Source organism: Geodermatophilus sp. SYSU D00867 (assembly GCF_054050315.1).
The window spans coordinates 84,647-103,583 of sequence record NZ_JBJGZC010000016.1; the positions used below are offsets into that span (position 1 = coordinate 84,647).

An 18,937-nucleotide genomic window follows, 5' to 3' on the forward strand; every position below is an offset into this window, starting at 1 on the left:
CGAGTGGACGATCTGAGACTGGACGCGGGGTTCGTCGACTACCTGCTGGTGGCCGCCTACTTCGCCGTGGTGCTGCTCATCGGCGCCGCCGCCCGCCGGCGGGTGTCCGACAGCCTGGACTTCTTCCTGTCGGGCCGCTCGCTGCCCGCCTGGGTCACCGGCCTGGCGTTCATCTCGGCCAACCTCGGCGCCGTCGAGATCGTCGGCATGTCGGCCAACGGCGCGCAGTTCGGCATGAGCACCATGCACTACTTCTGGATCGGCGCGGTCCCGGCCATGCTGTTCCTGGGCGTGGTGATGATGCCCTTCTACTACGGGTCGAAGGTCCGCAGCGTCCCGGAGTTCATGCGCCGCCGGTTCGGCACCGGCGCCCACCTGGTCAACGCGCTGAGCTTCGCCGTCGCGCAGATCCTCATCGCCGGCATCAACCTCTACCTGCTGGCCACCATCGTCGAGGCGCTGCTGGGCTGGCCGCTGTGGCTGTCGCTGATCGTCGCGGCGGCCGTGGTGCTCAGCTACATCACCCTCGGCGGGCTGTCGGCGGCCATCTACAACGAGGTCCTGCAGTTCTTCGTCATCGTGGCCGCGCTGCTGCCCCTGACGCTCATCGGCCTGCACCGGGTCGGCGGCGTGGGCGGGCTGATCGACCGGGTCACCGACTCGGGCCGCGGCGAGGAGCTCACCTCGTGGCCGGCCACGGAGCTGTCCGGGATCGGCAGTCCCGTCCTGTCGGTGATCGGCATCGTGTTCGGTCTCGGCTTCGTGCTGTCCTTCGGCTACTGGACGACGAACTTCGTCGAGGTCCAGCGGGCGATGGCGACCAAGTCCATGTCGGCGGCCCGGAGCACGCCGATCATCGGCGCCTTCCCGAAGATGTTCGTCCCGTTCATCGTCGTGGTCCCGGGCATCATCGCCACGGTCCTGGTCCCGGAGGTGGTCGAGGCCCGGGCGGCGTCGGCCACGGACTTCGACTACAACAACTCGATCCTGCTGCTCATCCGCGACACCCTGCCCAACGGCCTGCTCGGCGTCGCGCTCGCCGGCCTGCTGGCCGCGTTCATGGCCGGCATGGCGGCCAACATCTCCGCCTTCAACACCGTCTTCAGCTACGACCTGTGGCAGCAGTACGTGAAGAAGGACCGGCCCGACGGCTACTACCTCGCCGTCGGCCGGTGGGCGACCGTCGGCGCGACCGTGGCCGCCATCGGGACGGCGATCATCGCGTCGGGCTACACGAACCTGATGGACTACCTGCAGACGCTGTTCGGCTTCTTCAACGCCCCGCTGTTCGCCACCTTCATCCTCGGCATGTTCTGGAAGCGGATGACGCCGACCGCGGGCTGGGCGGGCCTCGTGTCCGGGACGCTGGCCGCGGTCGCCGTCGCGTTCCTCAGCGAGGACGCGTTCGGGACGGCGTCGCTGGGCGTCCTGCCGATCGGCGGCCAGGGCGCGAGCTTCGTCGCCGCGAGTGCCGCCTTCGTCGTCGACATCGTGGTCAGCGTCGTGGTCAGCCAGGTCACCGCGCCCAAGCCGGTGGCCCAGCTCGCCGGGCTGGTCTACTCCGAGACGCCGAAGGAGCAGCGGACCGACCCCGACGCGCACCGGCTGCCCTGGTACCAGTCACCGACCAAGCTGGCCGGCATCGCGCTGGTCATGGTCGTCGTCCTCAACGTGATCTTCCGCTGACGTCAGGAGCACGGTCATGAGCAGCAGCACCTCCGGCCCCACCGGGACCAAGCACGCGGCCGGCGCCTTCGACGTCCGCAACGTCATCGCGGCGCTGATCGGCTTCTACGGCGTCGTGCTGGTCCTCATGGGCCTGTTCGGCAACTCGCCGGCCGAGCAGGACAAGACCGGCGACGTGAACGCCAACCTGTGGGCCGGCCTCGCCATGCTCGTGTTCGCGGCCGCGTTCGCGCTGTGGTCGCGGCTGCGCCCGATCGTCGTCGAGGCCCCGCCGGACCGGCAGGACCCCGAGGACGACGGCAGCGGACGCACGGTCCCCGGGCACTGACCTCCGGGCCCGCCGTCCCCAGGGACGGCGGGCCCGGGCGCCGCTCAGCAGAGCAGCGCGGCGGCCACGGACTGCAGGCCGTTCAGGTTGGTGCACGTCTCCACGGAGGGCGGGACCCCGCCGGAGTCCTCGACGGCGGGGGCGGCCGGGGGCGTCGTCCCGGTGACGGGCTCGTCGCCGGTCAGCTGCACGAGCAGGACGATGCCGACGGTGACGACGGCCGCCGTGACGACGGCGATGACGGCGATGAGCATGCGGTGCGTGGCGGCCCACGCGCCGGCCGGGTGGTGGACGGGCACGGTCATCAGGAGCCCCTCTCCGGGTGCGGCCGTGCCGCCCCTGAGGCGCGGACCCGGGCTCGGCACACCCGGGGAGGACGACGCTGCGCCTCCGCCGTGGCGGGCGGAATACGTCAGAGTGCGTATCCCGTGGGCGCCGCCGGGCGGCCTAGCGTGACCGGCACGGCCGACGGGGGGTCCGACATGGCCACGGGGCACCTGCGCGCTGGGGACGCCGAGGAGCTGCTCGCCCTGCTCCGGGCGGCGCGGTCCCTCGACCCCGGGCCGGTGCTGCCCTGGGAGCTGCTCGAGGGGCTGCTGCGCCTGGTCCCCGCCGACCTCGACCTGACCGCCCGGCTGGTCGACCACCGGGACCTCCGGACCGTCGTCGTCCAGGGCGTGCTGGCCGACGGGACGCGCGGCGTCGAGCGCGCCGGCGAGGACGCGCTGACCGGCCCCTCCGGCCGGCTGCGCTCCCCGCTGGTCGGGCCGCAGTCCCAGCGCGTCCTCCGCCGCGTGCTGTCCGCCGCCGACCTCCACCCGGGCGACGGCACCGGTCCGCTGCACCCCGAGGTGACCACCGACGTGCCCGGCGAGCTCGTGGTGCCGCTGCGCGCGCCGCTCGGGCAGGCCCCCGTGCTGCTGTTCCTCCGCTCCGGCGGCACCCCGTTCGGCGAGCGGGACCGGCGGCTGCTGGAGCTGGCCCGGCCGCACCTGCTGGAGCTGTGGCTGGACGCCGAGCACCGCCGGGCGGACGTGCCGCGGCTGACCGCGCGCGAGTGGGAGGTGCTCGGCCTGGCCGGCGCGGGCCTGTACGCCGAGGAGATCGCCGCGGCGCTGCGCATCGCGGTCGGCACCGTGCGCAAGCACACCGAGCACATCCGGGAGAAGTGCGGCACGCACACCGTCGCCGAGGCGGCCGCGCGGTGCCTGCCGTACGGGCCGGGACCGGGTCAGCCGGTGGTGCGGTGGGGCGGCTGACCCGGTCCGCGCCGGCCCGGTCGCGGGCCGTCAGCAGAACGGCTTGGCGAGGGCGACCGTCATCGCGCCGGGCAGGACGCAGGCCTCCTCGGCCGGCGCCGGCGACGGCGCGACCGGGACCGCGTCGTCGGTGGCCAGCAGGACCGTCAGGGTGACGGCCGCGGCGACGGCGAGCGTGGCCACGATCGCGAACAGGACGAGCAGGGAGCGGTGGGCGGCGGCCCAGGCGGCGGCCGGGCCGTGTGTGGCGGTGGTCATCGGGAGGCCCCTCCGGGTGCGGCACGGGGCCGTCCCTGGGATGTGCCGACCCGGCGGTGGGTGACCGGGGACCACGACGTTCCGCCCGCGCCGAGCCGCGCGGAATACGCGACGGTGCGTATCCCGGCCGCCGGCGGCCCGCCGGCTCAGTCGTCGAGGACGGTGACCGGCACCCGCTGCACGAGGTTGTTGGCCATGCCCTGGCGGTTCCAGGGCTGCTCGACCGGCTGCGGGCCCTCGGCGTCGGTGGCGCGCACGACCAGCTCGTACCCGCCGGGCTCCGCGTCCCAGGCGCAGGTCCACGCCCGCCACGCGTGCGGGTGCGCCGGGTCGGCCGGCGCGAGGTCGGCCGGGGTCCAGGTGACCCCGCCGTCGGTGCTCACCTCGACGCCGGTCAGCGGGGCGCGGCCGGACCACGCCCGGCCGGTGAGCGTCACCGGGCCGGGCCGCACGAACCGCTCGCGGGTCATGAAGTCGGGGAAGCCGGGTGGGGCCACCAGCGCCCGCGGGGCGATCCGGGTGACCGGCACGCCGGCCTCGTGCGCCTCGGTCTTCAGCCGGTAGGCCGTCGCGTTCTGGAACCCGCGGAAGGGGTGCTCGAGCACCTCGACCCGGGTCAGCCACTTCACGTGCGCCATGCCGTACCAGCCGGGCACCAGCAGCCGCAGCGGCGCCCCGTGCTGCGGCGGCAGCGGAGCGCCGTTCACCGCCCACACCAGCAGCACGTCGGGCCGCAGCGCCTCGGCCAGCGGCAGGCCGCGGGCGTAGTCCTGCTCGACGCCGCGCTCGACCCCGTGGTCGGCGCCGGTGAAGGCGACGTCGACCGCGGCGGGGGCGACGCCGGCCTCCTCGAGCAGTGGCGCCAGCGGTGTGCCGGTCCACTCGGCGTTGCCGACGGCCTCGAGCAGCCACGGCTGGCTGACCGGGCGCGGTTCGAGCCGGGCCCGGCCGTTGCCGGCGCACTCGAGCAGCACCCGCGAGGTGACCGCCGGCCGCCGGCGCAGGTCGTCGAGGTCCAGCCGCAGCGGCCGCTCGACCGCGCCGGTGACCTCCAGCCGCCAGGTGGCGGGGTCGACGGCGGGGATGTCGTAGTGGGTGAGCACGTAGTGCAGGCCCGGCGGCGTGACGTCGTAGCGCAGCGCCTCGAGCGGCAGGCCGTGGTTGCGGGTGGCCAGCGCCAGCTCGTCCAGGCCGATGCCCTCGCCCGGCCCGGCGATCCGAGCCCGCCCGCGCTGCCGGGGCTCCGTGGCGGTCATGCGAGGAGTCTCCGCCCCGCGGGCGCCGGGGAGAACCCTCCTAGGAGGCGGCGCGGGCGATCGCCGCCGCCGTCTCCAGGACCGCGCCGACCACCTCGGGGCTCGGCCGGCGGCCCAGCCGCTCGACCGGGCCGGAGATCGACACCGCGCCGAGCACGGCGCCCGCCGGGTCGCGCACCGGTGCCGACAGCGAGGCGACGCCGGCCTCGCGCTCGGCCACGCTGTGCGCCCACCCGCGCCGGCGGACGTCGAGCAGCGTGCGGGCGGTGAAGCTCGCCTGCGGCAGCAGCGGCGTGACCTCCTCCGGCGGCGCGAAGGCCAGCAGCGCGTGCGCCGCCGACCCCGCCGTCATGGGCAGCCGCGCGCCCACCGGCACCGTGTCGCGCAGCCCGTGCGCCCGCTCGGCGACGGCGACGCACACCCGCGACCCGCCCTCGCGCACGTAGAACTGCGCGCTCTCGCCGCTGACGTCGCGCAGCGCCGCGAGGTGCCGGCCGGCGACCCGGGCGAGGTCGGCGCTGCCGTGGCTGAGCTCCGCCAGGGCGGGACCGGGCGCCCAGGTGCCCGCCGGCGTGCGCCGCAGCAGCCGGTGACCCTCGAGCGCGACGGCCAGCCGGTGGGCGGTCGCCCGCGGCAGGTCGGTGCGCGTCACGAGGTCGGCGAGCGACGCCGGCTCCTGCGCGACGGCGCGGAGGATGGCCACTGCTTTGTCCAGAACGGCGACGGGGTTAGGCTGTCCCACACAGCGATACTCCCATCCCACAGAATGAGACGCCACCGTGGGATGGCCCGATCGGGAGGGACCCCGTGCCGAAGACCCTGGCGGAGAAGGTCTACGACGCCCACGTCGTGCGCAGTGCCGCGGGCGAGCCGGACCTGCTCTACATCGACCTGCACCTCGTGCACGAGGTCACCAGCCCGCAGGCGTTCGACGGCCTCCGGGCCGCCGGCCGCCGCGTGCGGCACCCCGAGCTCACCATGGCCACCGAGGATCACAACGTCCCGACGCTCGACGTCCTCGCGCCGATCGCCGACCCGGTCAGCCGGGCGCAGGTCGAGGCGCTGCGGAGGAACGCCGCGGAGTTCGGCATCCGGCTGGCCCCGATGGGCGACCGCGACCAGGGCATCGTGCACGTCATCGGCCCGCAGCTCGGGCTGACCCAGCCGGGGATGACGATCGTCTGCGGCGACAGCCACACGTCCACGCACGGGGCGTTCGGCGCGCTGGCGTTCGGCATCGGCACCAGCGAGGTCGAGCACGTGCTGGCCACCCAGACGCTGCCGCAGTACCGCCCGAAGCAGATGGCCGTCACGGTGAACGGCGAGCTGCCCGAGGGCGTGTCGAGCAAGGACGTCATCCTCGCCGTCATCGCGCGCATCGGCACCAACGGCGCCGCGGGCCACGTCATCGAGTACCGCGGCAGCGCCATCGAGGCGCTGTCGATGGAGGCCCGGATGACGATCTGCAACATGTCGATCGAGGCCGGCGCCCGCGCCGGGATGATCGCCCCCGACGAGACGACGTTCGCCTACCTGCAGGGCCGCCCGCACGCCCCGCAGGGCGCCGACTGGGACGCCGCCGTCGCGCACTGGCGGACGCTGCACACCGACGAGGGCGCGGTCTTCGACACCGAGGTCGTCCTCGACGCCGCGGAGCTCTCGCCGTTCGTCACCTGGGGCACCAACCCCGGCCAGGGCCTGCCGCTGACCGGGCGGGTGCCCGACCCGGCCGACTTCGCCGACGACAACGAGCGCCGCGCCGCCGAGCAGGCGCTGGCCTACATGGGCCTCACCCCCGGCACGCCGCTGCGCGAGATCGAGGTGGACACGGTCTTCCTCGGCTCCTGCACCAACGGCCGGATCGAGGACCTGCGCACCGCCGCCGAGCTGCTGCGCGGGAAGCGGATCGACGCCAACACCCGGATGCTCGTCGTCCCCGGGTCGATCGGGGTCAAGCAGCAGGCCGAGGCCGAGGGCCTGGACCGGGTGTTCACCGAGGCCGGCGCCGAGTGGCGCGGCGCCGGGTGCTCGATGTGCCTGGGCATGAACCCCGACCAGCTCAAGCCGGGGGAGCGGTCGGCGTCGACCAGCAACCGCAACTTCCAGGGCCGGCAGGGCAAGGGCGGGCGCACGCACCTCGTGTCGCCGTCCGTGGCCGCCGCCACCGCGCTCACCGGCCGGCTGACCGCTCCCGCCGACCTGGCCGACGTCCCCGCGACGGTGTGACCACCCGCCCCGCCACCCCAGCAGGAGTCTGAGATGCAGCCGTTCACCACGCACACCGGCACCGCGGCCCCGCTGCGGCGCAGCGCCGTCGACACCGACCAGATCATCCCGGCCGAGTACCTGAAGCGGATCACCCGCACCGGGTTCGAGGACGGCCTGTTCGTCGCCTGGCGCACCAACGAGCCGGACTTCGTGCTCAACCAGCCGCACCACGCCGACGCCTCGATCCTGGTCGCCGGCCCCGACTTCGGCACCGGATCGTCGCGCGAGCACGCCTGCTGGGCGCTGCTCGACGGTGGCTTCCGCGTCGTGATCAGCTCGCGGTTCGCCGACATCTTCCGGAACAACTCGACCAAGTCCGGCCTGCTCACCGTCGTCCTGCCGCAGGCCGACGTCGAGGCGCTGTGGCAGGCGGTCGAGGCGGACCCGGCGCTGCCGGTGACGGTCGACCTGCAGGCGAAGACGGTCACCTACGGCGACACGACGGTGCCGTTCGAGGTCGACGACTACATCCGCTGGCGGCTGCTGGAGGGGCTCGACGACGTCGGTCTCACCGAGCGGCACCTGGCCGACATCGAGGCCTACGAGGCGCAGCGCCCGTCCTGGCTGCCGAGGGCGCTCCCCGCCAGGTGACGTGAGGGAACGGCCACCCTCCAGGGGCCCGCGCCGAGCTCGCGGGGCGTGGGGGGAGGGGTGGTCCTTCGTCGGCCCCGGCGCCCCTACTCGGGGGCGTCGGGGTCCGGGCCGAGGTCGCGGTAGTAGTCGGCCAGCAGCGCTCCGGGCCGGCCGCCCAGCGCCCACACGCTGCCCTTGGCCGCCGGCGGGTGCAGCCGCCCGGCGACGCCCTCCCAGCGGACGCCGAGGCTCATCAGCACCGACGGGATGGCCCCGCCCTGGCTGCACACCACCGTGACCCCGGCGCCCTCCCGCGGCTCCAGCAGCCGCTCGACGACGGCCAGGCCGGCCTGCGGGTCGGCGGTGAACTCCTCCTCGCCGAGCTCCGGCAGGTCGCGCACGGGCAGGCCGGTCCGCTCGGCCAGCGGCTCCAGGGTCTGCCGGCAGCGCACGCGGGCGGCGCTGAGCAGCTCGACCGGCCTGAACGCCGGCAGGACGTCGGCCAGCTGCCGCGCCTGCCGCCACCCCTTGGACTCCAGCGGCCGCTCGTCGTCGGGGCCGTCCCAGTCGCTGCGGCTGCCGGCCTTGGCGTGGCGCACCAGCAGCAGCGACGGCCCCCGCGGGACGTCGTCGCGGGCGAGGTCGGCCAGCACCCGCCGGTCGTGCTCGTGGGTGACCAGCGCGGCGGCGTCGTCCAGCGGCAGCCAGCGCAGCTCGTCGACCTCGTCGTTGGGCTCGAACGGCTGCTCGGTGCCGACCGCCCGCATGAGCCAGTAGTCCACGTGCTTGGGCCCGGCGGCGACCTCGTAGCGGGTGCGCAGGCTGCGGCGGCCGAGCGCCACCTGCAGTCCGGTCTCCTCGACGACCTCCCGCACCGCGGCGGAGAGGGCGTTCTCCCCGGCGTCGAGCTTGCCCTTGGGCAGCGACCAGTCGTCGTACCGCGGCCGGTGCACGAGGACGGTCTCGACCCCGCTGTCGGCGGCCGGCCGCCACACCACCCCGCCCGCGGCCGCGACGACCGCCGTCCGCTCAGCCGGCATGCTCGATCACCCGGTGCATGAGGGCGGCCTGGTAGTCCCGGGTCCCGGTGCGGGTCCACTGGCCCTCGGAGCCGAGCTCCCAGCAGCGCACACCGGGGGCCATGGCGGCGTCGAACACCGCCTGCAGCTCCCGCTGGGCGGTGTCGTCGCACACGCGCAGCAGCACCTCGACCCGGCGGTCGAGGTTGCGGTGCATGAGGTCGGCGCTGCCGAGCCACCACTCCGGCTCGCCCGCGTTGTCGAACGCCATGACCCGCGAGTGCTCGAGGAAGCGGCCGACGATCGAGCGCACCCGGATCGTCTCGCTCAGCCCGGGCACACCCGGGCGCAGCGCGCAGATGCCGCGGATGAACAGCTCGACCGGGACCCCGGCGCGGGAGGCCTCGTAGAGGGCGTCGATGACCCGCTCGTCGACCAGCGAGTTCACCTTGAACCGGATGCCCGCCGAACGGCCCTCGGAGGCGTGCCGCGCCTCCCGGCGGATCTTCTCCACCAGTCCGGCGCGGACCCCGTGCGGCGCCACCATCAGCTGCCGGTAGGTGGTCTGCCGCGAGTAGCCGGTGAGCACGTTGAACAGGTCGGTGAGGTCGGCGCCCACCCGCGGGTCGGCGGTGAGGATGCCGAGGTCCTCGTACTGCCGCGCCGTCTTCGGGTTGTAGTTGCCGGTGCCGATGTGCACGTAGCGGCGGATGACGCCGTTCTCGCGGCGCACCACCAGCGCCGTCTTGCAGTGCGTCTTCAGGCCCACCAGGCCGTAGACGACGTGGCAGCCGGCCCGTTCCAGCGACCGGGCCCAGGTGATGTTGGCCTCCTCGTCGAAGCGCGCCTTGATCTCGACGAGGACGACCACCTGCTTGCCGAGCTCCGCGGCGGTGATCAGCGCGTTGACGATCGGGGAGTCCCCGGAGGTCCGGTACAGCGTCTGCTTGATCGCCAGCACGTGCGGGTCCTCGGCGGCCTGCTCGATGAAGCGCTGCACGCTCGTGGCGAACGAGTGGTACGGGTGGTGGACCAGCACGTCGCCCTCGCGCAGCGTTGCGAACACGCTCTTGGGCGTCTCGCCCTCGGACAGCCGCGGGTGGGTGGCCGGAACGAACGGCTCGTCCTTGAGCTCGGGGCGGTCGATGTCGTACAGCGCCCACAGCGAGGCCAGGTCCAGCAGCCCGGGCACGGTGACGACGTCCTGCGGGCTGACCTCGAGCTCGGAGACGAGGACGTCGAGGATCTGCGGGTCCATCGTCTCGGTGACCTCGAGCCGGACCGCGGGGCCGAACCGGCGGCGGGCGAGCTCCCGCTCGAGGGCCTGCAGCAGGTCCTCGTCGCGGTCCTCCTCCACCTCGAGGTCGGCGTTGCGGGTGACCCGGAACAGGTGGTGGTCGATCACGTCGAGGCCCGGGAACAGCAGCGACAGGTGCGCGGCGATGAGGTCCTCGAGGGGCAGGAACGTCGCCTGGGAGTCGACCGGCCCCACCGGCACGAACCGCGGCACGTTGTTGGGCACCTTGAGCCGGGCGAACCGCGGCGCGCCGGTCTCCGGGTCGCGCACCACGACGGCGAGGTTGAGCGACAGGCCGCTGATGTAGGGGAACGGGTGCGCCGGGTCGACGGCCAGCGGGGTGAGCACCGGGAACACCTGGTCGCGGAAGTACTCGCGCAGCCGCCGCGTCTCGGTCTCGGCGAGGTCGTCCCAGTGCACGATCCGGATGCCCTCGGCCTCCAGCCGCGGCGTGACGTCCCGCTCGAAGCACTCGGCGTGCCGGTGCACCAGCTCCTGGGTGCGCTCGGTGACCCGGGCCAGCTGCTCGCGGATGGTCAGCCCGTCGGGCGAGCGCACGGTCAGCCCGGTGCTCAGCCGCCGCTTCAGCCCGGCGATGCGCACCATGTAGAACTCGTCGAGGTTGCCCGCGAAGATCGCCAGGAACTTGACCCGCTCGAGCAGCGGCATGGACGCGTCCTCCGCCAGCTCGAGCACCCGCGCGTTGAAGTCCAGCCAGGACAGCTCCCGGTTGAGGAAGCGGTCCGCGGGCAGCGGGGGCTGATCCGCGGGGGCGGGCGTCTCGGGACCGGTGATCGGCGACGTCGTCTCGGCTGCCACGGCGCTCATCGTGCCCCACGCACGGGGACGGCCGCCGCCCGTGCGCGGTCCCCGTCAGGCGGCCGGGCGCGGGAGCCGCGGCAGCAGCGCCGCCGTCGCCGTCCCGACGCCGAGGCCCGCGGCCGCGGCCAGGTCGGCGGGCGTGTCGACGTCGCGGCGCAGGCCCGGCCAGTCGCCGTCCAGCGGCACCGCACCGGCGGCGGCGTGCGCGGCGGCGGAGTCCCGGCCGAACCGCGGGTCCAGGGGCACACCGGCCGCCGTGAGCAGGGTGGTGCCGGTGCCCGCGGCGTCGGCGACGAAGCAGCGCGGCGCCGCCTCGGCCGCGGCCAGGGCGGCGGCCAGCTCCGCCGGCCGCAGCGCCGGCAGGTCCGACGACAGGGCGGCGACGGCGTGCCCGCCGCTGGCCCGGGCCCCGTGGGCGAGCGCCGGGTTGAGCCCGCGGTCGGGCTCGTCGGGCACCGTGCGCGCGCCGAGCGCCCGGACGGTGGCGGCCGCGCGGTCCTCGTCGGTCACCACGACGACGTCGGCCACCGCGGGGCAGGCGCGGGCCGCGGCGACCGTGTCGGCCAGCAGCGCCAGCACGAGGTCCGCGTGCAGCCCGGGACCGCCGCCGGTCAGCGGCACCAGGCGGGTCTTGGCCGCGGACAGCCGCTTCGCCGGGACGACCAGGGACCACCGCACGGGCACCATGTGAGCACACCGCCACGGCCCGCCGCGGACGCCGGAGGACCCCGGTGCGCACCCGGACCGGCCGGAGGGTCGATCATGTGCCGGTCGTCACGACCGAGCGGAGGGGTGCCGGTGACCGAGGAGCAGTCCTCCCGGACCACTGCGGTACAGCGGCGCGCGCTGCACGAGCGCGGCCGGCTGCCGTGGTCGCTGAAGCTGGCGGTCCTGCTGATCTACCCGCTCACCTCGCTGCTGTTCCGGCTGCGCTACCGGGACGGCGACCGGCTGCCGCGCACCGGCCCGGTGCTGCTGGTGGCCAACCACGTGTCGGTGCTGGACCCGCTGGCCTGCGCGCGGCTGGTCTACGACAACGGGCGCGTACCGCACTTCCTGGCCAAGCAGGCGGTGTTCAAGGGCGTGGTCGGGAAGATCCTCCGGCACGCCGGGCAGATCCCCGTGGCGCGCGGCTCCGCCGACGCCCTCGGCTCCCTGGCCGCCGCGGCGGCCGACCTGGAGGCGGGCAACGTCGTCGTGATCTACCCCGAGGGCTCGGTGACCCGCGACCCCGACTGGTGGCCGATGCAGGCGCGCACCGGCGTCGCGCGCCTGGCGCTGACCACCGACGCGGTGGTGCTGCCGGTGGCCCAGTGGGGCCCGCACCGGGTGCACGACTACCACACGAAGGAGCTGCACCTGCGCCTCCGGGCGCCCGCCGACTACGCCGTCGGGGAGCCGGTCGACCTGTCCGCGCTGCGGGCGGAGGTCCGCGCCGGCCGCCCGCTGACCCCGGACCTGCTCCGGGAGACCACCGACCTCATCATGGGCCGGGTGCGCGACCTGCTGTCCGGTCTCCGGGGTGAGCCGGCCCCCGCCTCGTTCGCCCCCCGGCCGGGGCGGTCGCTGCCCGGCGACCTCCCGGGGAGCGCTGCGTGAGCGAGCTGGACCGCCTCGGGCGGGGCACCCGCGCCGCCGTCCTGGGCGCCGGTTCCTGGGGCACCACCTTCGCCAAGGTGCTCGCCGACGCCGGCTGCACGGTGTCCCTGCACGCCCGCCGGCCGGAGCTGGCCCGGGCGATCGCCGAGACGGGGGAGAACGCCGAGTACCTGCCCGGGGTGCCGCTGCCCCGCGCGCTGACGGCGACCCCCGACGCCGCCGAGGCCCTCGACGGCGCCGACGTCGTGGTGCTCGCCGTCCCCTCGCAGTCGCTGCGCGCCAACCTGCTCGAGTGGACGCCGCTGCTCCCTGCGGACGCGACGCTGCTGTCGCTGATGAAGGGCGTCGAGCTCGGCACGACCAAGCGGATGAGCGAGGTCATCTGCGAGGTCACCGGCGCCGGCCCGGACCGGGTGGCGGCGCTGTCGGGGCCGAACCTGGCGCGGGAGATCGCCGAGGAGCAGCCGGCCGCCACCGTCATCGCCTGCACCGACGCCGACCGCGCCGCGGCGCTGCAGGCCGCCTGCCACACCGTCTACTTCCGGCCGTACACCAACTCCGACCTCGTCGGCTGCGAGCTCGGGGGCGCGGTGAAGAACGTCATCGCGCTGGCGTGCGGCATCGCCGAGGGGATGGGCTTCGGCGACAACACCCGGGCCTCCCTGATCACCCGCGGCCTGGCCGAGACCACCCGCCTGGGCGTGGCCCTGGGCGCGGAGCCCTCGACCTTCGCCGGGCTGGCGGGGCTGGGCGACCTCGTGGCCACCTGCAGCTCGCCGCTGTCGCGCAACCGCACGTTCGGGGAGAAGCTGGGGCGGGGCCTGTCGCTGGAGGAGGTGCAGGCCACCACCCGGCAGACCGCCGAGGGGGTCAAGAGCTGCCGCCCGGTGCTGGACCTGGCCCGCGCGCACGGCGTGGACGTGCCGGTGACCGAGGCGGTCGTGCGGGTCTGCCACGAGGGCGTGCCGGCCGCGCAGATGGTGAAGGAGATCATGAGTCGGGAAGCGAAGCCGGAGTGACGACGCACCCCCGGGCCGAGCCGGAGTGACGACGCTCCCTGCCGGGTGGGGCGACGGCACCCGCTCGGTCCGGGCGGGCGACGCCCCGCCGGTTCCGGGCACCCCGCTGCGCCCCTCGCCGGTGTTCGCCGCCCCCTTCCACCTCGGCGACCGCCCACCGCGCGCCGACGGCGCCGACGCCTACGCCCGCACCGAGCACCCCACGTTCCGCGCCTTCGAGGACGCCGTCGGCGAGCTCGACGGCGGCCGGTGCCTCGCGTTCTCCACCGGCATGGCCGCGGTCACCGCCGCGGTGACCGCGCTGGTGTCGGCCGGCGACCGCCTCGTGCTGCCCGCCGACGGCTACTACGCGACCCGGCTGCTCGCCCGCGACGAGCTCGAGCGGCTCGGCGTCCGGGTGGAGTACGTGCCCACCACCGGGATCGGCGACGTCGCCGCCCGCGGGGACCTCGACGGCGCCCGGATGGTCCTCCTCGAGACGCCGAGCAACCCGCACCTCGACGTCTGCGACGTCGCCGCGGTGGCCCGCGCGACGCGGGCGGCCGGCGCGCTGCTCGCCGTCGACAACACCACCGCCACCCCGCTCGGCCAGCGGCCGCTGGCGCTCGGCGCCGACCTCACCGTGGGCGCCGACACCAAGGCGCTCACCGGGCACAGCGACCTGCTGCTCGGTCACGTGAGCACCACCTCCGGCGAGGTGTTCGACCGGCTCAAGGGCTGGCGTGACCACACCGGCAGCACGCCCGGCGCGTTCGACGCGTGGCTCGGGCACCGGTCGATGAGCACGCTGGACCTGCGGCTGGCCCGCCAGGCGGAGACCGCCGCGGCGGTGGCCGAGGTCCTCGCCGGCCACCCGGCGGTGACCGGCGTCCGGTGGCCCTGGCTGGCCTCGGACCCCTCGCACGAGCTCGCCACCCGGCAGATGCTGCGGCCGGTCGGCGTCGTCTCGGCCGAGCTCGCCGACGAGGCCGCGGTGTCGCGCTTCCTCGCCGCGAGCCGGCTGTGGACGGCGGCGACCAGCTTCGGGGGCGTGCACAGCACCGTCGACCGGCGGGCGCAGTGGGGCGGGGACGCGGTCCCGGCGGGCTTCCTGCGCTTCTCCTGCGGCATCGAGGACACCGATGACGTCGTCGCCGACCTCACCACCGCGCTCGACGCCGTCTGACGGGATGAGCCGCACCACCCTCGACCGCGTCCTCGCCGCCGGCCCCGTGCTGCACGCCGGCCGGGACGGCGACTACCGGGCGCTCGCCTGGGCGGCCGGGGAGCCGCACCGGGTGCGCCGCGAGCTGGTGGGGCCGTCGTGGGAGCCGCCGCGCCGGGGCGTGCGGGCGGTCGCCTGCCTCGCCCACGTCACCGACCTGCAGCTGGCCGACGTCTGCTCGCCGGCCCGCTTCGAGTTCTTCCACCGCTTCGAGGCCGACCCGCGGATGCGCGCCCTCGTGCCCATGCACCGGCCGCAGGAGGCGCTGACCGCGCACGCCGTCGACGCGCTGGTGCGCACCCTCAACGGCCTGGCCGGCGCGCCGCGGACCGGGCAGCCGCTGCAGGTGGTGGTCACCACCGGCGACGCCATCGACAACGCGCAGTGGAACGAGCTGGAGCTGTACCTGGCCGTCCTCCGCGGGGGAGTGGTCTCACCCGGCGCCGGGCTGACCGCCTACGACGGCGTGCAGGCCTCCGGGTGGCCGCACGACCTGTTCTGGCGGCCCGACGACGACGGCGGCGTCCACCACGAGCGGTTCGGCTTCCCCGCCCGCCCCGGGCTGCTGGAGGCGGCGTTCGCCGCCTTCGCCGCCGAGGGGCTGCGGCTGCCGTGGCTGGGCTGCCACGGCAACCACGAGGCGCTCATCCAGGGCGTCGGCGTCCCCACGCCCGCGCTGGCCGCCGTCCTCGGCGCCGGGCGCAAGCCGGTCGACGTCGACCCCGCCCTGCCGCTGGACGACGCGCTGCACCTGTTCACGCACCGCTCCGAGGTCTTCACCACCGCCACCTCCCGCCCGGTGACGCCGGTGGCCGACCGCCGCTTCATCGACCGCCGGTCCTTCGTCGCCGCGCACCTCTCCGACGGCGGGACGCCGACCGGCCACGGGTTCACCGAGGAGAACCTGCGCGACGGCACCGCCTACTACGCCTGGGACGGGCTGCCCGGCGTGCGCGTCGTCTGCCTGGACACCACCCGGGTCACCGGCGGCGCCGCGGGCTCGGTGGACGCGGCGCAGGCGCGGTGGCTGGAGGAGCGGCTGCGCGAGGTGTCGTCGTCGGCGCCCGGTCCCGACGGCGGGCGGGTGGCCACCGGCAACGCCGACCGGCTGGTGGTCCTGCTCTCGCACCACGGGTCGGGCACGCTCACCCGCGCCGACGCCCTCGGCGGGCAGCCGGCCACGGGCGACACCGCGCTGGGCGCGCCCGAGCTGCTCGCGCTGCTGCACCGGTACCCGAACGTCGTGCTGTGGCTCAACGGGCACACGCACGTCAGCGAGGTGCGGCCGTGGGCGCACCCGCACGAGCCGGGGCGCGGGCTGTGGGAGGTGACCACGTGCGCCGTCGTCGACTGGCCCGGGCAGGCCCGGCTGGTCGAGCTGCTCGACAACGGCGACGGCACCCTCTCGCTGGTCTGCACGATGGTCGACCACGACAGCCCCGCCCGGCCGCCGGCCGCCGACGACCCGGCCGCCGGGGACCCCGCCGCGCTGGCGGCGCTGCACCGCGAGCTGGCCGCCAACGTGCCGTACGCGGGCCTGGGCTCGCCGCTGGCCGGCACGCCCGCCGACCGCAACGTCGAGCTGGTCCTCCGAGCCCCCTTCTAGGAGGACCCCCACGCCCCGCTCCGCTCGGCGCGGGCCCCCGCAGGAGGGCCGTTCCGGCACGTCACCGGGCGGTGCGGGCGTCCCGGCGGCGGCGGTGGGCGGCGCGGGCGGTGAGCCAGCCGCTGAAGGCCAGGTAGTACACGACGTAGACGAACGACAGCGCGACGACGAACGGGTTCGGGTCGGGCAGCTGGGCCACCAGCACGGCGTAGGACACGAACCAGACGGCGGTCAGCGCCATGCTCACCTGCCAGAACGCCTCGGTCCGCGACGGGTAGAGGTAGCGCACCGGCACGAACACCAGCACCGAGCAGACGACGAGCACCACGGCCACGGCCACCTGCGACAGGTCCAGCACGACCGCGTAGAACGCGACGACGTTCCAGTAGCTGGGGAAGCCCAGGAACGTGTGGTCGTCGGTCTTCGCGTCGACCCGGCAGAACTGGTAGCTCGACGCCAGCAGCGGCAGCGCGGCCAGCACCCAGCCGGCCGGCCCGTGCGGCAGCGCGCCGGTGGTCCACAGCAGGACGACGGGGGCGAAGACGTAGGTCAGGTAGTCAACGATGTTGTCCAGCAGCGCGCCGTCAAACCAGGGGATCGTCTCCTTGACCCGCGCGCGGCGGGCCAGCATCCCGTCGGTGCCGTCGACCACCAGCGCGGCCAGCCCGATCCACAGCGCGGCCTCGACCTCGCCCTCGATCGCGGCCAGCACGAACAGCAGCGCCAGCACCGAGCCCAGCGCCGTGTAGGCGTGCACCGCCGCGCCGGCCAGCCGCAGCGGGAGCGGGTGCCTGCGCGCAACGCCGTCCCCCTGGTGCGCCGTCGTCGCCGGAGGTCGGGGGTCCACCGGAGGGGCCGCGTTCTCCCGCATCGCCGACGAGGTTCCCACACCACGCGGACGCCGGCCCCGCGGGAGCCGGAGGACGCGCGGGGACCGTCGACTAGGGTCGGCCGCGATGAGCGGAACGGGCAAGGTGCGCGTCGCGGTCGTGTTCGGGGGGCGCAGCGCCGAGCACGCCATCTCCTGCGTCAGCGCCGGCAGCGTGATGGCGGCGCTGGACCGGGAGCGCTACGAGGTGGTCCCCGTCGGCATCGCCCGGGACGGCCGCTGGGTGCTCCCCGACGAGGGCCAGCAGCTGGCCATCGACGGCGGCCGGCTGCCCGAGGTCACCGGCGGGACGGCGGTGTCGCTGGTCGGCGACCCCGCCGGGCGCGGGCTGGCCGTGCTGGAGCCGGCCGCCGCGATCGGCCCGGCGCTCACCGAGGTCGACGTCGTCTTCCCGGTGCTGCACGGCGCCTACGGCGAGGACGGCACCATCCAGGGGCTGCTGGAGATGAGCGGGCTGCCCTACGTGGGGTCGGGCGTGTTCGCCAGCGCCGCGTCGATGGACAAGGAGTTCACCAAGAAGCTCCTGGCCGCCGCCGGGCTGCCGCAGGGCGACCACGTGGTGCTCCGCGACGCCGAGGGTGCCCTGTCGGCCGACCCCGGCCTGCTCACGGCCGCCGACCGCGAGCGGCTGGGCCTGCCGGTGTTCGTCAAGCCCTCGCGTGCCGGGTCCAGCATCGGCATCACCCGGGTCACCGACTGGGCGCAGCTCCCCGAGGCGGTGGCCACCGCGGCCGCCGTCGACCCGAAGGTCGTCGTCGAGGCCGCCGTGCCCGGCCGGGAGATCGAGTGCGGCGTGCTCGCCGGCCGCGCCGGCGGGCCGCCGGAGGCCAGCCTGCCGGCCGAGATCCGGCTCAAGCCGGGCACCGACTGGTACGACTTCGACGCCAAGTACCTCGAGGACGCCGTCGAGTTCGACGTCCCGGCCGACCTCACGCCCGAGCAGACGCGGAAGGTGCAGGAGGCCTCCCGCCGCGCCTACCTCGCCCTGGACTGCGAGGGCCTGGCGCGGGTGGACTTCTTCCTCGGCACCGGCCCCGACGGCCGTGAGCGGCTGGTGGTCAACGAGGTCAACACCATGCCGGGCTTCACGCCCATCTCGATGTTCCCGCGGATGTGGGCGGCCAGCGGGGTGTCCTACCCCGAGCTGGTGGACCGGCTGGTCGCCTCCGCACTGACCCGTGCGGGCCGGCCGGGGGACCAGCGGACACCCCGGTGACCCCGGGCCGGCTCGCGGCCGTCCTCGCCGGGCTGGTGTCGCTCGTGCCGGCCATCGGCTGCACGCCGACCAGCGCCACCCCCGCGCCCGCCCCGGCCACGCCGGAGAGCGTCGAGGAGCTCGGGGAGCTGCTGCTCGACGAGGTGCCCTCCGGCCTCCCGCGGATCGCCGACGCCGACCTGCAGCCCCCCGCCGGCGCCAAGACCGTCGACGACGTGGCCACCTACTCCGACGACCCCGCCCGCGAGCGCGCGGTGCTGCGCGAGTACGGCTACCGGCACGGCTGGGAGCGCTTCTGGGGCGCCACGACCGGCCCGCTCACCAGCGTCTTCCTCGACCAGTTCGCCGACCCCGCCGGCGCCGCCGCCTACGCGCGCGACCTCGCCGGCAACGACGCCGAGCTCTACGAGGGCGTGCTGCAGCACGACCCGTCGTCGCTGCCCGAGGGCTGCAGCCTGCTCACCGTGGCCGAGGTCGACCCCGCGACCGGGCTGTCGGGCCCGGCGGCGTTCGCCTGGTGCGCGCACGGGGTGTTCAGCGTCGGGGTGACCGCCGTGGCGGCCACGGAGCAGGCCGCGGGCGGCGAGGTGCACGACGCCGTCCGGGCCCAGCTGGAGCGGCTCCCGGCCGCCTGAGCG

19 protein-coding genes are annotated in these 18,937 nt (G+C 75.4%); 11 read left to right on the forward strand and 8 right to left on the reverse strand.

Going from position 1 to position 18,937, the window contains the following annotated elements:
- Positions 1-3: 3 nt before the first annotated feature.
- Positions 4-1,686: a sodium:solute symporter family protein gene (locus ACI8AK_RS16235; RefSeq protein WP_387993305.1), complete on the forward strand. Its 1,683-nt coding sequence runs from the start codon at positions 4-6 to the stop codon at positions 1,684-1,686.
- A gap of 16 nt (positions 1,687-1,702) precedes the next feature.
- On the forward strand, positions 1,703-2,014 hold the full coding sequence (locus tag ACI8AK_RS16240; protein ID WP_387993302.1) for a hypothetical protein: 312 nt from the start codon (positions 1,703-1,705) through the stop codon (positions 2,012-2,014).
- 44 nt (positions 2,015-2,058) lie between these two features.
- On the opposite strand, the gene ACI8AK_RS16245 is transcribed toward ACI8AK_RS16240, so the two are convergent.
- Complete coding sequence (locus tag ACI8AK_RS16245; RefSeq protein WP_387993299.1) at positions 2,059-2,319, reverse strand: hypothetical protein; 261 nt, start codon at positions 2,317-2,319, stop codon at positions 2,059-2,061.
- Positions 2,320-2,496: 177 nt separating this feature from the next.
- Here ACI8AK_RS16245 and ACI8AK_RS16250 point away from each other — a divergent pair, with 177 nt between their 5' ends.
- Positions 2,497-3,273 (forward strand): helix-turn-helix domain-containing protein, encoded by a 777-nt coding sequence (locus tag ACI8AK_RS16250; RefSeq protein ID WP_387993296.1) that lies wholly within the window; start codon positions 2,497-2,499, stop codon positions 3,271-3,273.
- A gap of 30 nt (positions 3,274-3,303) precedes the next feature.
- Here ACI8AK_RS16250 and ACI8AK_RS16255 read toward each other — a convergent pair whose 3' ends face one another.
- The 3 genes from ACI8AK_RS16255 to ACI8AK_RS16265 form a co-directional block, all read right to left on the reverse strand.
- The gene (locus ACI8AK_RS16255) at positions 3,304-3,531 is read right to left on the reverse strand and encodes a hypothetical protein (RefSeq protein WP_456902606.1); all 228 of its coding nucleotides are present in this window, start codon (positions 3,529-3,531) and stop codon (positions 3,304-3,306) included.
- A 146-nt stretch (positions 3,532-3,677) separates the two neighbouring features.
- On the reverse strand, positions 3,678-4,787 hold the full coding sequence (locus ACI8AK_RS16260) for a sulfite oxidase (protein ID WP_456957097.1): 1,110 nt from the start codon (positions 4,785-4,787) through the stop codon (positions 3,678-3,680).
- Between the two features lie 40 nt (positions 4,788-4,827).
- Positions 4,828-5,490: an IclR family transcriptional regulator gene (locus tag ACI8AK_RS16265; RefSeq protein ID WP_456957099.1), complete on the reverse strand. Its 663-nt coding sequence runs from the start codon at positions 5,488-5,490 to the stop codon at positions 4,828-4,830.
- A 104-nt stretch (positions 5,491-5,594) separates the two neighbouring features.
- Here ACI8AK_RS16265 and leuC point away from each other — a divergent pair, with 104 nt between their 5' ends.
- Together leuC and leuD are read left to right on the forward strand one after the other, a co-directional pair.
- The gene (gene leuC, locus ACI8AK_RS16270; protein ID WP_456902608.1) at positions 5,595-7,013 is read left to right on the forward strand and encodes a 3-isopropylmalate dehydratase large subunit; all 1,419 of its coding nucleotides are present in this window, start codon (positions 5,595-5,597) and stop codon (positions 7,011-7,013) included.
- Positions 7,014-7,046: 33 nt separating this feature from the next.
- Positions 7,047-7,646: a 3-isopropylmalate dehydratase small subunit gene (leuD, locus tag ACI8AK_RS16275; RefSeq protein ID WP_387993283.1), complete on the forward strand. Its 600-nt coding sequence runs from the start codon at positions 7,047-7,049 to the stop codon at positions 7,644-7,646.
- Between the two features lie 86 nt (positions 7,647-7,732).
- On the opposite strand, the gene ACI8AK_RS16280 is transcribed toward leuD, so the two are convergent.
- Genes ACI8AK_RS16280 through cofC form a run of 3 tightly spaced genes read right to left on the reverse strand, consistent with a single transcriptional unit; the run spans position 7,733 to position 11,453 of the window.
- The gene (locus ACI8AK_RS16280) at positions 7,733-8,668 is read right to left on the reverse strand and encodes an NUDIX hydrolase (protein WP_387993280.1); all 936 of its coding nucleotides are present in this window, start codon (positions 8,666-8,668) and stop codon (positions 7,733-7,735) included.
- Positions 8,658-10,763, reverse strand: coding sequence for an RNA degradosome polyphosphate kinase (locus ACI8AK_RS16285; RefSeq protein ID WP_456957101.1), 2,106 nt, complete (start codon positions 10,761-10,763; stop codon positions 8,658-8,660). The genes ACI8AK_RS16280 and ACI8AK_RS16285 overlap by 11 nt, the downstream gene beginning before the upstream one ends.
- A gap of 54 nt (positions 10,764-10,817) precedes the next feature.
- The gene (cofC, locus tag ACI8AK_RS16290) at positions 10,818-11,453 is read right to left on the reverse strand and encodes a 2-phospho-L-lactate guanylyltransferase (protein ID WP_456957102.1); all 636 of its coding nucleotides are present in this window, start codon (positions 11,451-11,453) and stop codon (positions 10,818-10,820) included.
- A 111-nt stretch (positions 11,454-11,564) separates the two neighbouring features.
- On the opposite strand from cofC, the gene ACI8AK_RS16295 reads away from it, so the two are divergent.
- From ACI8AK_RS16295 to ACI8AK_RS16310, 4 genes are read left to right on the forward strand one after another with little or no spacing between them, the layout of a single operon-like run.
- The gene (locus ACI8AK_RS16295; protein ID WP_387993271.1) at positions 11,565-12,365 is read left to right on the forward strand and encodes a lysophospholipid acyltransferase family protein; all 801 of its coding nucleotides are present in this window, start codon (positions 11,565-11,567) and stop codon (positions 12,363-12,365) included.
- Positions 12,362-13,384 carry an NAD(P)H-dependent glycerol-3-phosphate dehydrogenase gene (locus tag ACI8AK_RS16300; protein WP_387993268.1) on the forward strand — a complete coding sequence of 341 codons (1,023 nt, stop codon included), beginning with the start codon at positions 12,362-12,364 and terminating at the stop codon, positions 13,382-13,384. Before ACI8AK_RS16295 ends, ACI8AK_RS16300 begins: the two co-directional genes overlap by 4 nt.
- Before the next feature lie 25 nt (positions 13,385-13,409).
- Entirely contained in the window at positions 13,410-14,549 is a 1,140-nt protein-coding gene (locus tag ACI8AK_RS16305; RefSeq protein WP_387993265.1) for a cystathionine gamma-lyase, read from the forward strand.
- 4 nt (positions 14,550-14,553) lie between these two features.
- Complete coding sequence (locus ACI8AK_RS16310) at positions 14,554-16,194, forward strand: TIGR03767 family metallophosphoesterase (protein ID WP_456957104.1); 1,641 nt, start codon at positions 14,554-14,556, stop codon at positions 16,192-16,194.
- Between the two features lie 61 nt (positions 16,195-16,255).
- On the opposite strand, the gene ACI8AK_RS16315 is transcribed toward ACI8AK_RS16310, so the two are convergent.
- The gene (locus ACI8AK_RS16315) at positions 16,256-17,041 is read right to left on the reverse strand and encodes a CDP-alcohol phosphatidyltransferase family protein (protein ID WP_456957106.1); all 786 of its coding nucleotides are present in this window, start codon (positions 17,039-17,041) and stop codon (positions 16,256-16,258) included.
- Between the two features lie 109 nt (positions 17,042-17,150).
- On the opposite strand from ACI8AK_RS16315, the gene ACI8AK_RS16320 reads away from it, so the two are divergent.
- The gene (locus ACI8AK_RS16320; protein WP_387993257.1) at positions 17,151-18,299 is read left to right on the forward strand and encodes a D-alanine--D-alanine ligase family protein; all 1,149 of its coding nucleotides are present in this window, start codon (positions 17,151-17,153) and stop codon (positions 18,297-18,299) included.
- Complete coding sequence (locus ACI8AK_RS16325) at positions 18,296-18,934, forward strand: hypothetical protein (RefSeq protein ID WP_456957108.1); 639 nt, start codon at positions 18,296-18,298, stop codon at positions 18,932-18,934. Before ACI8AK_RS16320 ends, ACI8AK_RS16325 begins: the two co-directional genes overlap by 4 nt.
- The last annotated feature ends 3 nt before the right edge of the window (positions 18,935-18,937 follow it).